Annotated in this window: 19 protein-coding genes; 8 read left to right on the top strand and 11 right to left on the bottom strand. The window is 69.4% G+C overall.

The window, feature by feature from the left end:
* The first annotated feature begins 33 nt into the window (after positions 1–33).
* Positions 34–807, top strand: a complete 774-nt coding sequence (locus tag N5079_RS16970; RefSeq protein ID WP_261584811.1) for a DUF72 domain-containing protein — start codon at positions 34–36, stop codon at positions 805–807.
* 145 nt (positions 808–952) lie between these two features.
* Here N5079_RS16970 and N5079_RS16965 read toward each other — a convergent pair whose 3' ends face one another.
* Entirely contained in the window at positions 953–1513 is a 561-nt protein-coding gene (locus N5079_RS16965; RefSeq protein ID WP_261584810.1) for a hypothetical protein, read from the bottom strand.
* Between the two features lie 239 nt (positions 1514–1752).
* Between N5079_RS16965 and glnII the strand changes: the two genes are divergently transcribed.
* The gene (gene glnII / locus N5079_RS16960; RefSeq protein ID WP_261584809.1) at positions 1753–2766 is read left to right on the top strand and encodes a glutamine synthetase; all 1014 of its coding nucleotides are present in this window, start codon (positions 1753–1755) and stop codon (positions 2764–2766) included.
* A gap of 11 nt (positions 2767–2777) precedes the next feature.
* Here glnII and N5079_RS16955 read toward each other — a convergent pair whose 3' ends face one another.
* The 7 genes from N5079_RS16955 to N5079_RS16925 all read right to left on the bottom strand — a co-directional run bounded on the left by N5079_RS16955 (position 2778) and on the right by N5079_RS16925 (position 7934).
* Positions 2778–3005, bottom strand: coding sequence for a hypothetical protein (locus N5079_RS16955; protein WP_261584808.1), 228 nt, complete (start codon positions 3003–3005; stop codon positions 2778–2780).
* Between the two features lie 83 nt (positions 3006–3088).
* Positions 3089–3487, bottom strand: coding sequence for an STAS domain-containing protein (locus N5079_RS16950; protein WP_261584807.1), 399 nt, complete (start codon positions 3485–3487; stop codon positions 3089–3091).
* A 246-nt stretch (positions 3488–3733) separates the two neighbouring features.
* Entirely contained in the window at positions 3734–4387 is a 654-nt protein-coding gene (locus N5079_RS16945; protein ID WP_261584806.1) for a class F sortase, read from the bottom strand.
* Positions 4381–4545 carry a hypothetical protein gene (locus N5079_RS16940; RefSeq protein WP_261584805.1) on the bottom strand — a complete coding sequence of 55 codons (165 nt, stop codon included), beginning with the start codon at positions 4543–4545 and terminating at the stop codon, positions 4381–4383. The genes N5079_RS16945 and N5079_RS16940 overlap by 7 nt, the downstream gene beginning before the upstream one ends.
* Positions 4545–5570 (bottom strand): glycosyltransferase, encoded by a 1026-nt coding sequence (locus N5079_RS16935; RefSeq protein WP_410007797.1) that lies wholly within the window; start codon positions 5568–5570, stop codon positions 4545–4547. Before N5079_RS16935 ends, N5079_RS16940 begins: the two co-directional genes overlap by 1 nt.
* A gap of 284 nt (positions 5571–5854) precedes the next feature.
* A complete protein-coding gene (locus N5079_RS16930) occupies positions 5855–6412 on the bottom strand; it encodes a GNAT family N-acetyltransferase (RefSeq protein WP_261584803.1) in 558 nt (185 codons plus the stop codon).
* A gap of 157 nt (positions 6413–6569) precedes the next feature.
* On the bottom strand, positions 6570–7934 hold the full coding sequence (locus tag N5079_RS16925; RefSeq protein ID WP_261584801.1) for an alpha-L-fucosidase: 1365 nt from the start codon (positions 7932–7934) through the stop codon (positions 6570–6572).
* Positions 7935–8146: 212 nt separating this feature from the next.
* On the opposite strand from N5079_RS16925, the gene N5079_RS16920 reads away from it, so the two are divergent.
* From N5079_RS16920 to N5079_RS16900, 5 genes are all read left to right on the top strand, one after another.
* On the top strand, positions 8147–9256 hold the full coding sequence (locus N5079_RS16920) for a glycerophosphodiester phosphodiesterase (protein WP_261584799.1): 1110 nt from the start codon (positions 8147–8149) through the stop codon (positions 9254–9256).
* 158 nt (positions 9257–9414) lie between these two features.
* A complete protein-coding gene (locus tag N5079_RS16915; RefSeq protein ID WP_261584798.1) occupies positions 9415–10374 on the top strand; it encodes a metal ABC transporter substrate-binding protein in 960 nt (319 codons plus the stop codon).
* Positions 10371–11141 carry a metal ABC transporter ATP-binding protein gene (locus N5079_RS16910; RefSeq protein WP_261584797.1) on the top strand — a complete coding sequence of 257 codons (771 nt, stop codon included), beginning with the start codon at positions 10371–10373 and terminating at the stop codon, positions 11139–11141. The genes N5079_RS16915 and N5079_RS16910 overlap by 4 nt, the downstream gene beginning before the upstream one ends.
* Entirely contained in the window at positions 11138–12046 is a 909-nt protein-coding gene (locus N5079_RS16905; protein WP_261584796.1) for a metal ABC transporter permease, read from the top strand. Before N5079_RS16910 ends, N5079_RS16905 begins: the two co-directional genes overlap by 4 nt.
* Positions 12043–12891, top strand: a complete 849-nt coding sequence (locus tag N5079_RS16900; protein WP_261584795.1) for a metal ABC transporter permease — start codon at positions 12043–12045, stop codon at positions 12889–12891. The genes N5079_RS16905 and N5079_RS16900 overlap by 4 nt, the downstream gene beginning before the upstream one ends.
* Positions 12892–12907: 16 nt before the next feature.
* Here the strand turns inward: N5079_RS16900 and N5079_RS16895 are convergent, their stop codons facing one another.
* Positions 12908–13093, bottom strand: coding sequence for a hypothetical protein (locus N5079_RS16895; protein ID WP_261584794.1), 186 nt, complete (start codon positions 13091–13093; stop codon positions 12908–12910).
* Positions 13094–13216: 123 nt separating this feature from the next.
* Here N5079_RS16895 and N5079_RS16890 point away from each other — a divergent pair, with 123 nt between their 5' ends.
* A complete protein-coding gene (locus tag N5079_RS16890; protein WP_261584793.1) occupies positions 13217–13867 on the top strand; it encodes a winged helix-turn-helix transcriptional regulator in 651 nt (216 codons plus the stop codon).
* Positions 13868–13916: 49 nt separating this feature from the next.
* Here N5079_RS16890 and N5079_RS16885 read toward each other — a convergent pair whose 3' ends face one another.
* Together N5079_RS16885 and N5079_RS16880 are read right to left on the bottom strand one after the other, a co-directional pair.
* Positions 13917–14192, bottom strand: a complete 276-nt coding sequence (locus N5079_RS16885; RefSeq protein ID WP_261584792.1) for an isoamylase early set domain-containing protein — start codon at positions 14190–14192, stop codon at positions 13917–13919.
* 89 nt (positions 14193–14281) lie between these two features.
* Positions 14282–14498 (bottom strand): hypothetical protein (locus tag N5079_RS16880; RefSeq protein ID WP_261584791.1); only part of this gene is annotated, 217 nt, incomplete at its 5' end.

Raw genomic sequence — 14498 nt, 5'->3', positions numbered from 1 at the left:
CGATCTATTCCATTGGCGGGGTAGGGGGATGACATGCCCATGTTCGTGGGAACCTCCGGCTGGCAGTACGCCGACTGGCGGGACGTGCTGTATCCCGGCCTGCCCCAGCGGGTCTGGCTGGAGAAGTACGGCGAGGCGTTCGCCACGGTGGAGAACAACAACGCCTTCTACCGGCTGCCGAAACGGGAGACGTTCGAGGCGTGGCGGGAGCGGACGCCCGGCGACTTCGTCATGGCCGTCAAGGCGAGCCGGTTCCTCACTCACATCAAGCGATTGAAGGACCCCGAGGAGCCGGTCGAGCGCCTGATGGGCGTCGCCGAGGGGCTCGGCCCGAAGCTGGGCCCGATCCTGCTGCAGCTGCCGCCCACGCTGGAGGTGGACGCCGACCGGCTCCGCCGCTGCCTGGCCCGTTTCCCGGCCAAGGTCAGAGTCGCCGTCGAGCCGAGGCACGCCTCCTGGTGGACGGACGAGATCCGGGAGTTGCTCGCCGAGCGCGACGCGGCGCTCTGCTGGGCCGACCGCCAGGGACGGCCGTCGAGCCCGCTCTGGCGGACGGCGGAGTGGGCCTATCTGCGCTTCCACGAGGGCCGGGCCAAGCCGTGGCCGTCTTATGGTGATCAGTCGCTGAAGACGTGGATCGACCGGCTGGGTGACGTGGGTGACGCCTACGTCTACTTCAACAACGACCCGGGCGGCGCCGCCGTACGGAACGCCATGAGGTTCGCCGATCTTGCCGCCGAGGCCGGTCGCCACGTGAGCCGGGTCAGATCCCTCGACGAGCTCACGACCGTGTCGACATCAGGCTGACATCGGAGATCGGGTCATCCCGGGTTACCGGGTTTACCCGGGTGAAGACATGGCTCACGGCGATACGGCCCCGGGAGAGCCGTACCGCCGTGAGATCGACCCATGAGCCGGCCCGCCGGGCTGGCGGGATGGGTGGCCCGCCGGTTCAGGCGCGGTTGGCGGGGTTCTCGGACGAGCGGCGGCCTCCGGCCACGAGCTGGTCGGACGCCTGCTGAGCCGGGACCGACACGTGGTGCCGCCCGGGGGGCGTCGTGGCCTCGTCGCGGTCGTCGACGCCGTCCGCGTCTCGATCGGCTGCCGGACGGAGGTTCCGGCCGGTCGCGGTCTCCTCGCGATCGTCCACACCGTCCCGGTCACGGTCGACGACACCATCCCTCACGTCGGTCGTCGTGTTCTCCGTCTCCAGACGGCGCTCCAGGTCGCGCTTCTCGGCCTCGAGCCGGGAGACACGGTCGCGCTCGGCCAGCCGTGCCTCGCGGAGCCGCTTGCGCTTCACAGCCGCCCGGCGCATGCCGCCACTGACCAGGAGAAGGCCGATCAGGAACACCGCGGCCGTGACCGCACCGGCGATGAACAGCTCGAACGGGCTCAGGTTGAACGTGCGCTCCCATATCGTGATGGGCGTGGTGTTCGCGGCGTCGTTGACCGACACCTCGATCATGGCCGCCGCCGCGACCACTATGAGAAGAAGGCCCAGCAAGACCATTTGACCTCACCCCAAGCTGCGGTTGCTGATTCGTGGGCGAAGTCCGACTGCCCGGGAAATCGCGGATCATGTGCGAGGATCCGAACGAGTCTGGGGAGCCGCTCTCCTTAAACCCCGCGAAAGGCAAAGTTTCGCGGTTAACACTGTGTTCACAGATGGGCAAAGGGTTTGAAACGGCTGTACGGCAACCTCGGCGTGGCGGATAACCACCAGTCTGCCTCTTCTATGAAGGGATCGACGTGACCTACAAGGCCGAGTACATCTGGATCGACGGCACGGAGCCCACCGCGAAGCTCCGGTCGAAGACCAAGATCCTTGCCGACGGCGCCGAGCTGCCGATCTGGGGGTTCGACGGGTCCAGCACCAACCAGGCCGAGGGTCACGCGTCCGACTGCGTGCTCAAGCCGGTCTTCTCCTGTCCTGACCCGATCCGCGGTGGCGACAACGTTCTCGTGCTGTGCGAGGTCCTGCTCACGGACATGACGCCGCACTCGACGAACACCCGCGCGCTCCTCACCCCGATCGCCGAGCAGTTCGCCGAGCAGGACTCCTGGTTCGGCATCGAGCAGGAGTACACCTTCTTCAAGGACGGCCGCCCCTACGGCTTCCCGGTCGGCGGCTTCCCCGGCCCGCAGGGCCCGTACTACTGCGGCATCGGCGCGGACGAGGTCGTCGGCCGTGACATCGTCGAGGCCCACCTCGACGCCTGCATCGAGGCCGGCCTCAAGATCTCCGGCATCAACGCCGAGGTCATGCCCGGCCAGTGGGAGTTCCAGATCGGCCCGGCCGGCCCCGTGGAGGCCGCCGACCACCTGTGGATGGCCCGCTACCTGCTCTACCGCATCGCCGAGGACTTCGGTGTCTCCGCGACCCTCGACCCCAAGCCGGCCAAGGGCGACTGGAACGGCGCCGGCGCGCACACCAACTTCTCGACCAAGGCCATGCGCGAGGGCTACGAGCCGATCATCACCGCCTGCGAGGCCCTGGGCGAGAAGGCCCTGGAGCACATCAAGGGCTACGGCTTCGGCATCGAGCAGCGCCTCACCGGCCACCACGAGACCGCGCCCTGGAGCGAGTTCAGCTACGGCGTGTCCAACCGCGGCGCGTCGGTCCGCATCCCGTGGCAGGTCGAGGTCGACAAGAAGGGCTACATCGAGGACCGTCGCCCGAACGCGAACATCGACCCCTACGTCGTCACGCGCCTGATCGTCAACACCTGCTGCTCGGCCCTGGAGAAGGCCGGCCAGGTCTGACCCGGATCTCCTCAGCCATCCCGTACGGCTCCCGCCTCCCCGGCGGGAGCCGTACTGCTTTGTGGGCTGCGCGCTGTGACCGATCGGATTCTGGAGAACGCGACCGGGGCGCCTCCGCGGACGTGGCCGCGCCAGGAGTTGATCGTCGATCTGCTGTACAAGGCGGTCCATGCCTTCGCCACGGGGGTCGCGGCCGACGCGTTGACCTCCGGGGCGGGACCGGGCCTGGACAGCGTCATGCCGAGAAGCGGCCCGGGCGGGAGTCCGATGTCGGACCGCTTCCCCGGGCCGCCGTCTCGTCTCGGTAAGGCGAACTTGGACGCTATCTCGAGGTCGCGCCCAACCATCCGCGGACGACCTGGTGCGTGGGGGAACGGCCCCGCCGTACCGGGTCGACAATCGGGAACATGGCGTCCTCAAGCCAGTGATCGAGGCCGGCGGTGGACAGCAGCCGATCGACTGCCGGCGTGACGTTGGTCAGGGCGAACGCGCCGCCTGCCTCCTGGAGCCGACGCTTGAGCACGAAGAGCACGCGCAGCCCGGAACAGTCCATGAAGGAGACACGGCTCATGTCCACTTCAAGCCGGGAGATCGCGGCCCCCTGAATCGAGGCTTCGAGCGCTCTCTTGAGGTCCTCGGCGGTCGCTATGTCGATCTCGCCACACGGGTGAGCTATGGCCTGCTGATTTGCGGTTTCCACGGTGACATTCAGCCACTCCATCCCAACCTCCAGAGATCAGCTCAAGGAACTGCTGGGAATGTCACCTTGCTAGCAGATTGCCGCCCGCGAAGGCTCTCACCTGCGCAAACATCTAGCAAATCTGCCGCCATGGTCCCTCAGGAGCAGCGTCCGGTGGCGGCAAGCCACCGTCCGGCGCCCCCGGGTTCGACCCGCCCCGGCCCCGCAGCGGCCGAGACCCGCGGCAGGGTCATGGACTTCCCTGAAGAGCGTGTACGGCCCGCCCGGTCAGGCGGATCCGGTTAGGCGCGCGTAAACGATCAGATTGTCCACGTAGTGGCCGATGGACCTGTCGAAACCGCCTCCGCAGGTGATGAGCCTGAGCTCCGGACGTGTGGCCTGGCGGTACACGCGCTGGGTGGGGAACCGGTTCTTCGGCACCTGCTCCCGCTTGTAAACCGTGAACACCGCAGTGGAGCCGTCCTTCCTGGTCACCTTGACGGCGTCACCCGGTCTCAGGTCGCGCAGGCGGTAGAAGACCGCCGGGCCGTTCCTGGAATCGACGTGCCCGACCAGGACCGACGTGCCGTTCTGGCCGGGGGTCGGGCCGCCCGTGTACCAGCCCGCCTTCATGACGTTCGCCATGGACGGTGTCTCCAGCGTTCTGTCCGGGTTCAACCCCAGCTTCAGCAGTGGAGTCTCGACGCCGATCTTGTCGATGGTCAGCCTGACCGGAATCGACGCGGGCAGGGGCACGACCCCCGCCGCCGTGGCGGCGGGGGTCACGGCCGGTTCCGGCGAGGACGGAGCCGTCGCCTCAGCCGGGGGCCGGGCGGTCGCGACATCCGCTGTCCGCCCTGCGGGGGCCGCGCCCCCGGCACAGGCGGACAAGGCCGTCACCAGTCCGCCCAGGACGAGCGCGACCGGGCGTCCTCTCAGCATCCGCGCTTGGGGAGGATGCGTACGACGGCGAGAACCGCCGACCCGACTGCGAAGAGGGCCAGCGCCAGCCAGATGCCGTTCATGCCGAACAGTGGCGAGGCCACGGCGGCCGTCCCGCCGAAACCGGCGGCCACTCCACCTACAGGAGTGTTGTACATCACCATTTCCTTTCTGTGCGGGAGAAGGCGTCCCAGAACGCTTTGGCCTGGGCCGCCTGCAGGAACACGTCGAACACCATCTCGATCACCAAGGTTGCGGCGATCGCCATCTGAGCCGGCCCGCGGCTGCGAACCGTGACGATGCGTTCGACGATGAAGATCGCCGTGATGGCGATCCAGATCGGCGCGATGGTCACCGCGCCGACGACCATGACCGACCAGGCGAGGCTGGTCAGGTACAGCAGGAGGACGATGACGCCGACGAAGGACAGCAGTTGGCGGCCCCAGTACGCGCGGGTCACCGGCGTCCAGCCGTAGTCCGCGAGGTTCTCCAGCGCACCGCGCTTCCACCGCAAGCGCTGCCGGAAGAGCTCGCGCCAGGTGGGCATGACCTCGGTCTTCAGGGTGCACCCGGGCGGGCAGAGGATGCGCATGCCGAGGTGGAGGATCGCGAGGGTCAGCTCGTTGTCCTCGGTGAGCACCCGCACGTCGTAGACGTGGTCGCCGCCGGGCAGCGTGCCGTCGCGGCGGGCCGCCACGACCTTCTGGAGAGTGCTCGCGCGGAACATCGTCGCGGTGCCCGTCAGCACGAGGGCCCTGCCGCGCAGTCTCCTGACGTCGCGGGCATACCGGGCGTACTCGTTGCGCTGGAACATGCCCACGAGGCCGCCCCCGGGCTTGCCGGAGAAGGTGCCTCCCACCGCGGCGAGCCGCCCGTTCGCCAGCTTGTCCAGGCCATGTCTGATGAAGCCCGGATCGAGTGCGGAGTCGGCGTCCATCACGAGGACCACGTCGCGCTCTCCCGTTCCGGGCAGGAGCCGGTCGAGGACCTGGTTGAGCGCGCCCGCCTTGCGGTGCCGGTTGCCTTCCGTCTCGATCACGCGGACGCCGAGCGAGGTGGCGATATCGACGGTCGCGTCCGTGCAGTTGTCGGCCACGACGATGATCTCGTCGGGTTGCCGGTCCTGCGCCCGTAAGGAGCCGATCGTCTCCGCGATCTGGTCCTCCTCGTTGTGCGCCGGCACGAGGACAGTTAGACGACAAGAGGACATGGGCCTGAGCAGTGCCCAGACAAATCCTGATAAATCAAGCTTTGTTCAGCAAAGTCCGGTCAAAATAGTTGTCTGGGCTGAGTAAAGGTGCCGGTGAGGGATCCGTCCGGAGGCCGCTATTTCGTTCCTGTGCAGCGACGACAACGCTCGCCGACGGCCGTCCCCGGCCGGCCCGCCGACCGCCGGGAAGTGCCGACGATGGTGACGGTGATCTAACCGCCAAGCCACATCCGGCAGCCGGAGAGCCGGGGGTCCAGCTAGTGATCGCGGGCCCAGGTGAGAAGAGTGATCGGGCGTCCCTTCTCGATCTCCTCGACCGGTGGCGTGTCGGTCAGATGGAAACCGGCGCCCCGCGCGACGGCGACGCTGGCGGCGTTTCCCGGCTCGATCTCCAGCAGCACGCGGGCGAGGCCCAGCGTCGTCAGGGCGAACTCCGCCAGCACGTTCACCGCCCGGATCGCCAGTCCCTGCCCTCGGTGGGCGGCCCCGACGCTGTAGCCGATGCTCGCCTCGTCCTCGCCGCCCACCCACCGGCTGAGCAGCACCTCGCCCCTGGGCTCGTGGCCGTCCGTCGTGATCGCCAGATGGAGGCGCTCGTCGGCGGCGCGGGCGCGGCGCGCCCTTCGCAGGTAGGCGCGGGCGGCGGCCAGATCGAACGGTGAGACGAGCGGGGTCCAGTAGGCCACGGCCGGGTCGTCGAAGAGGCCCACCATCGCGACCAGATCCCGGTCGGTCCATTCTCGCAGCACGACGCCGTGGCCGGTGAGATGGACCGCGGCGGGAAACGCCCGCCGGTGGCCGTGATCGGTGGTCATGGGAACCTCTCGCTCGCACTGCCGGTGCCTGGCTCCGCCGTCTCAGGCCCGCATGAACGGTGACGCTACTTCACGCCCGGTCCCCCTCTCCAGCCGGTGCCGCGGCCGCCGGCGCCGGCGCTCGTGAGCCGCGAGCTCCGGCCGGTGGTGGCGATCCTCAGCCGGCGGACGGGCCTGTCGCCAGGGCGAATCGGACCACGGCGGGCAGCGGTGCGCCGAGCTCGGCCGAGGTGACCAGCACGCCGTCCGGCACGGCTTCGGCCCGTACGGCACGGCCGTCCAGGCGGGCCGCCGTGCCGGGGTCCAGCAGCCCCTGACGGGTCTTCAAAAGAACCTGGCCAGAGGCCGGGACGTCGGCCAGGAACGCGTAGGCGTGGCGGTCGTCGCGGGTCCAGCGGATCCACGGGCCGCCGTCGTGCGGCACGGCGGCGCCGGGCTCCAGCGGCCTGCTCCCGTGTACGGCGGAAGCGTGGTGGGTCATCCAGGACGCGATGCCCTCCAGGACGGCGCGCTGCTCGCCCGGCAGGGTGCCGTCCGCCTTCGGGCCGACGTTGAGCAGCAGGTTGCCGCCGCGCGAGACGACGTCGACCAGCAGGCGGACGGCGCTCGCCGGGTCCAGCAGGTGCTCCGGGCCCTCGTTGCTGTTGTAACCGAACGAGAGGCCGACGCCCCGGCAGTTCTCCCAGTAGGCCGCCGTCTCGTTCTCGCGGCCCGCCTGATATTCGCTGGTCAGGTAGTCGGCGTGGGCACCGTCCCAGCGGTCGTTGACCACGCCTTCCGGAACGGTGGCGTAGTAGTGGGCGAACAGCCCCGGCAGGTCGGCCATGCCCAGGTCGGGCCAGCCGATGTCGTTCCACAGCACGTCCGGCCCGTACCGGTCGATCAGGTCGCGGACCTGGCGCAGCGCGTAGGCGGCGTAGGCGGCCTCGTTGGCGCGGCCGTAGTCGTCGATCAGGTCCTCATGGCGGATGACGGCCCGGCGGCCGGCGTACCAGTCGAGGCCGCCGGAGTAGTACGTGCCGAAACGTAGCCCTCTGGCCCGGACGGCGGTGGCGAGATCGGCGATCAGGTCGCGGCGCGGGCCGCGGTGGACGGTGTTGCGGGTGCGGGTGCCGGGAGCGTCCCACAGGGCGATCCCGTCGTGATGCTTGGTGGTCGGGACGACGTAGCGGGCGCCGGCGCGGGCGAACAGGTCCACCCAGTCCGCGGGGTCGAAGAGCTCAGCCTTCCACTCGTCCAGGAAGTCGTCGTAGGGGCGGCCGCCGTGGACGGTGCGGTGGTGCTCATGGGCGGGGCTGCCCTCGATCTGGCTGGTGTTCCAGTACCACTCGGCGTACGGGTTGTGGGCGAACCACACCTCTGGGTCGACGGCCCCCAGCTCACCGGTGGGCTCGGCCCAGGCCGGCACCGAGTACGCGCCCCAGTGGATGAATATGCCGAACTTGGCGTCGGTGAACCAGGAGGGAACTGGGCGGTCGGACACGGGATGGGGGTTGGTCATGGTGCAGGCCTCTTCATACATCGGATTGATTCCACCAGGTACCTTAGGGTCTGTCCTGGTGGATCTCGGCGGTGGGGGTCCGTTCCGCGCGATACATCGGATGACTGTTTGCGACGGTCTGGGGCTGCGGCGGCGGAGGCACCGGCCCCCGGCGACGCTTGTGTGATGAGGTTTCGCCCGGTATGCATCGCGTCGTCACGTTGGAGACGCCTGGGATCCCTATGGTCCCGGCCATGACCATGATCCGTAAATTTGTGGCCGGTGCGCTGGCCGTCGTCGCGGGCGGTACGGTGGCCGCTGTGCTCCTTCAGCCCGGACCGGCGACCGCCGACAGGCGTGACCGCGAGCCCATTGTCATCGGCCATCGGGGCGCGAGCGCCTACCGGCCCGAGCACACCTTGCTGTCGTACGAGACGGCCATCGCCCTGGGCGCCGACTACATCGAGCCCGATCTGGTCTCCACCAAGGACCACGTGCTGGTGGCCAGGCACGAGAACGAGATTTCCGGCACGACCGACGTCGCGGACCACCCCGAGTTCGCCTCGCGGCGCACCACCAAGACCGTCGACGGCGTCCAGATCACGGGCTGGTTCACCGAGGACTTCACGCTGGCGGAGTTGCGCACGCTGCGCGCCAAGGAGCGCATCCCGGACCTGCGCCCGGAGAACACGGCCTTCAACGGGCTGGCGCAGATCCCCACGTTCGACGAGGTCATCGAGCTGGCCCAGCGGTACGGCGTGGGCGTCTACCCCGAGACGAAGCACCCCACCTACTTCGACTCCATCGGCCTCTCGCTCGAGGAGCCGCTGCTGGACACCCTGGCCCGGCATGGCTGGCAGAGCAGGCGCGACCCGGTGTTCATCCAGTCGTTCGAGACCGCCAACCTGCGGGAACTGCGCGGCAAGACCCGGCTGCACCTGATCCAGCTCGTCAACGCCTCCGGCGCGCCGTACGACCGGGTGGCGGCGGGCGATCCGCTGACGTACGACCAGATGGTCACGCCGGCCGGGCTCAAGGATGTGGCGACCTACGCCGACGGTGTCGGCGTGGCGACCTCACGTATCGTGCCGGTCGGCGCCGACGGCCGCCTGCTCCCGCCCACGACGCTGATCCAGGACGCCCACCGGGCCCACCTCGACGTCCACACCTGGACGATCCGGCCGGAGAACTCGCAGCTCCCGGTGGACTTCCGGCTCGGCAACCCGGCGAACCCGGCCTATCCCCGTGCCACCGGCAATGTGACGGGCTGGCTGGCGAAGCTGTACGACCTCGGCGTCGACGGCGTCTTCTCCGACGATCCCGGCGTGGCGCGTGCCGTGCTGGCCGCCCGCGGGCGTCACTGACGACCTGACCGTTTCGACTGGCCGGCCCCGCGCTCGATCTGGTGGGACAGATCAGGTCGAGCGCGACGGGTCTCCCATAACGAACTTGACAATCATTTTCATTTGCGGCAGATTCGGAAGGGTTCCCCCCATTACGCTTATCTCGTAGAGGAGCCCTCGTGCTCTCGCCCCTTGCCCGATCGCTGCCGGCCGTCGCCCTCGCCGCCTTGTTCGCGGGAGCCTGCGGCGGGACGGACACCTCGTCGTTCGCGCAGGCGGACGGCGCTGGCACCAAGGCCCTCAAGGTCGTCGCCACCACGACCCAGGTCGCCGACTTCGCCCGCAACATAGGCGGCGACAAGGCGGTGATCCACCAGATACTCAAGCCGAACGTCGATCCTCACGACTACGAGCCGTCCCCCGCGGACATCCAGGCGATCGCCGAGGCCGACGTCGTCGTCAAGAACGGCGTGAGCCTGGAGAAGTGGCTCGACCCGGTCATCGCCTCGGCCGGTTTCAGCGGCACGGTGGTGGACGCGAGCCAGGGGGTCGCCCTCCGCAAGGGGGACGGCTCGAAGGAGGAAGCGGCGGGGGATCCGCACATCTGGCACAACCCGCTGAACGTCAAGATCATGGCTGCGAACATCGAGAAGGCCTTCGCCGCCAAGGACGCCGCGGACGCCGCGGCGTACGAGGCCAACCTGGCGGCCTACGACGCCAAGCTCGACGCGCTCGGCACGGAGATCGCCAGGAAGATCGATTCTGTCCCCGCCGATCGGCGGAAGCTGGTGACCAACCACGACGCCTTCGGCTACTACATCGAGCGCTACAAGCTGACGTTCGCCGGCTCCATCGTCCCGAGCTTCGACACCTCGGCGGAGCTGTCCGGAAAGCAGATCGCCGACATCGTCGCCAAGATCAAGGCGACCGGCGTCGCCGCGATCTTCTCCGAGTCCTCCCTGCCGCCGAAGACGGCGGAGGCCATCGGCCGCGAGGCCGGCGTGAAGGTCGAAGCGGGCGAGGACTCGCTGTACGGCGACACGCTGGGCCCCGAGGGATCGTCCGGCGCGACCTACCTCCAGATGGAGACCCACAACACCGACACCATCGTCAGCGCTCTCAAGGGCGTCGCGGCATGACCGGGCAGGCGGGCCGTACGGCCGCGCTGGTGCTCGACCGGGCCAGCGTCGCCTACGGGGACGTGCCGGTGCTGGAGGAACTGCACGGCACCGTCTACGCCGGCGAGGCCGTGGCGTTGATCGGCCCCAACGGGGCGGGCAAGTCCACGCTGATCAAGGCCATCCTGGGCCTGGTCCCCACAGTGCGCGGCAGGATCGAGGTGCTCGGCGTCGCTCCGGCGCACGCGCGCCGCGACGTGGCATACGTGCCGCAGGCCGACACCCTCGATCCCGACTTTCCCGTGTCGGTCGAGCAGGTGGTGATGATGGGCCGTTACCGGAGGATCGGCTGGCTGCGCCGTCCCTCCGCTGCCGACCGGGCCCAGGTCGCCGAGGCGCTGGAGCAGGTGGGCCTGAGCGGCCGCGCCCGCGACCGGTTCGGCACGCTGTCCGGCGGCCAGCGGCAGCGCGTGCTGCTCGCGCGGGCGATCTCGGCCCAGCCCCGGATGCTGCTGCTCGACGAGCCGTTCAACGGCGTCGACGCGGTCAGCCAGCACTCCCTCCTGGAGGCGATAGCCGCGCTCAAGGCCCGGGGCGCCGCCGTGGTGGTCAGCACCCACGACCTCGCCATCGCGCATCTGGCGTGCGAGGAGGTGTGCCTGCTCAACCGGCAGCAGTTCGGCTTCGGGCCTACCGGCACGGTCCTGACGCCCGAGCGGCTTCGGGCGACGTACGGCGGGCGCGCGCTGGAGCTGCGCGGAGACCGAGTGATCGTGACGCAGACATGAGCCTGTTCGACCCCTTCCACCTGCCGTTCATGGCCCGCGCGCTGGCCGAGCTGGTCATCCTCGGAGTGCTCGCCGGCACGGTCGGCGTGCTGGTCCTCCTGCGCCGCCTCGCGTTCGCCAGCGACACCCTGACCCACACCGTGTTCCCCGGCGTCGTCATCGGCTATCTGCTCGGGGGGGACGGCGGCATCTTCTGGGGCGCGCTCGCCGCCGGCATCGTCACGGCGGTGCTGCTGACGGTGTTCACGCACCGGCGCCGCGTGAGCGAGGACGCCGCCCTGGCCATGCTGCTGACCTCACTGTTCGCCGTCGGGGTGGTGCTCGTCTCCCGGCAGACCGGCTACACCTCCGATCTGACGGCGTTCCTGTTCGGCCGGGTGCTCACGGTGACCCAGGAGCAGCTCGTCCAGACCGGCGTCGTGACGGTCCTGGTCGTGGGGCTGCTCGCCGTGCTGCGACGGCCGCTCATGCTGCGCGCCTTCGACCCCGAGGGAGCCGCGGCGGCGGGCGTCCGGGTGAGCCTGCTCGACCTGGTGCTCAACGTCGCGATCGCCCTGGTGATCGTGGCGGCGGTGCGGGCGGTCGGCACGATCCTCGTCATCGCGCTGCTGATCGTCCCGGCCGCCGCCGCCCGTGCCCTGTCGGACCGGCTGATGGTCATCGTGCCCCTCGCCTGTCTCATCGCCGCCGCCGGAGGGTGGCTCGGGCTCGCCGTGAGCTTCGACGCGTCCATTCACTACGGCCTGCGGCTCGCCTCGGGCGGCACCATCGTGCTCGTCCTCGTCGTCATGTACGGCCTGGCGACCCTCGCGGGGACCGTACGGAGACGGGTGCCTCTCCTTCAGGGCGGCCGCGCCAAGGAAGGCGCGCGGCTGGACGAGCCGGAGCTGGAGGCCGCCCGATGAGCTGGCTCGACTCCACCGTGCACCGGGCCATGATCGAGGCGGCCCTCGTCGGCGCCCTCGGCGGCGTGGTCGGGGTGTTCGTGATCGTGCGGCGGCTGCCGTTCTTCACGATGGCCCTCACCCACGCGACCTTCCCCGGGATCGTCATCGCCGCGATGCTGGGGGTCGACCTCTACCTCGGGGGAGGCGTCTTCGGCCTGCTCGTCGTGTTGGCCGTGGTGCTCTTCTCCCGGGCGCGGGGGCAGGACTTCACCGCCGCGACCGGGATCGCGCTGTCCGGCGGGTTCGCGCTCGGCGTCGTGCTCATCTCGGCGCAGGACGGCTTCAGCAAGGATCTGACGGCCTACACGGTCGGCGACGTCCTGGCGGTGAGCTCCGCCGATCTGGTGACAACCGCCGTCGTCGCCGTGGCGGTGACGCTGGTCCTGGCCGTGGTCGGCAAGGAGCTGCTCCTCGCCGCCTTCGATCCCGCCGGGGCGTCGGCCCTGGGCCTGCCCACCGCCGTTCTCGACTTCGCTCTGCTGGCGATCATTGAGGTGACCGTGGTGGCGACCGTGCCCGCGCTGGGGGCGATCCTCACGGTGGCTCTGCTGGTGGGCCCGGCCGCGACCGCGCGGCTGCTCAGTGACCGGCTCGCCGTGCTCTTTCCCGTCGCGGCCGCCATCGGCGTCTGCTGCGCCCTGGCCGGGGTCTGGATCTCGACCCAGTGGAACGTCGCGGCCGGAGCGTCCATCGCCCTGCTGGTCGGCCTCGTCTTCGGTGTGGCGTTCCTCGGCTCCGCCGTACGTGGCCGGACGAGGCGGACGGCCATGCCGGGGCCCCTTCCCGAGGAGGCGCGGGCCTAGCCAGATCCGGGTACGGCTACCGCCTTGCCAGGGTGGCGGAGGTGCGGGTGTCCCGCCGCTGCGTGTGCGTGTGGATGGGGGCGGGCTCGAGGTGCGTCTTCGACCGGACGACCGCGACCGCGGCGGCTCCCGCGACGCCCACCATGGCGGTGAAGGCCAGCAGCAGCGTGATCGCCGTGTGAAGGACTGTGGTGTCGATCATCCCAACTCCTAGTCGCCTTGGATTTTCCAAGTTCTGGCCTGGATACTACCCCTTTCGTTGCGATTATGCTTGGAACTTCCAAGTCCGTGCTTGGAAACGGGTCTGGACAGGTAGCCTACGTTCATGAGGGCACGTACGTACGGCCAGCACTGCGCGATCGCGAAGGCGCTGGACGTGGTGGGGGAGCGCTGGGCGCTGTTGATCGTCCGGGAGTTGCTCGACGGCCCCCGCCGCTACACGGACCTGCTCGGCGGGTTGCCGGGAGTCTCGACCGACATGCTGGCGACGCGGCTACGCGACCTGGAGAACGCCGGGCTCGTGAGCCGGCGCACGCTGCCGCCTCCCGCTGCCTCGAAGGTCTACGAGCTGACGGCCGAGGGGCGGGCCCTCGCGCCCGCCATGACCGAACTGGCGCGCTTCGGTATGCGACTCCTCCGCGCGCAGGATCCCTCAGACACCTTCCGCGTGCACTGGCTGGCGCTGCCGCTGCAGATCCGCTTCCGCGCGGACCGGGCCCGAGGCGTCGCGCTGACCGTCCAGTTCCACACCGATGACGGCGCGCTGTGCGCCGTCATCGACGACGGCATCCTGATGACGCGGCCGGGAGCCGCCGACCATCCCGACGTCGTGATCACCGCGGACGCGGCGACGCTGGCCGAGATCGCGCGCGACCCGGCGACGACGGCGGAGGCGAAGACGGCCGGGCGGCTCACCGTCGTGGGCGACCCGGACAAGGTCGCCCACGTCCGCCGAATCCTGTCCCTCGACAGCTAGGTCGTTTCGCCAAAGGTCGCGAAAGGTTGTTAAAGGTCGCCAGAGGTCGCTAAAGGTGCACGAGGCTGCCGAGGTGATCGACGTGGTCGGCCGTCTCGTCGTCGAACCAGAGGCCACCCGTCGCCAGGTAGCGGAAACGGTGGACGCCGGGCGGGAGGATGATCGAGACCGTGCGGGTGCCGTTCCGGCGGCGCAGCAGCTCATGACGGCCGGGTCGCCAGTCGTTGAAGTCGCCGACGACGCTGACGACGCCGGAGGGCTCGTCGAGGGGCAGCGTGAAGGTGACTCGGGTCTTCTGTCCGAAAAGCCGCGTGCGCCGGAGCATTGGAGATCCTCCCCTGTAGCCGGGATGACCATAGCTTTCCGTGTCAGAGGGTCTACAAGGCATGGGACGCGCGACGCGTAACACAATATTCACGTTCGTTTTAGGACTTGTGGTCTCCGCTTTTCGGCTTCGGGGTTCGGGTAACGGCTCGCCCGGTCCAGGTCGTGGTCGGCGACTCGGGGTGGGCTGGCCGACTTGGCCTTGCGCTGGATGTTCTCCGACTGCGCCGACAGCGTGGTGGAGCAACGCCCCTGCCGCTTCGGCAGGGGCCGTGAGTAGCTCAGCGTCGCGCTGTTGCTGCTCAGT

The sequence above is a fragment of the Planotetraspora sp. A-T 1434 genome (assembly GCF_025420585.1).
Taxonomy (GTDB): domain Bacteria; phylum Actinomycetota; class Actinomycetes; order Streptosporangiales; family Streptosporangiaceae; genus JAOEGB01.
This window is presented reverse-complemented; position numbering and strand designations above follow the sequence as displayed.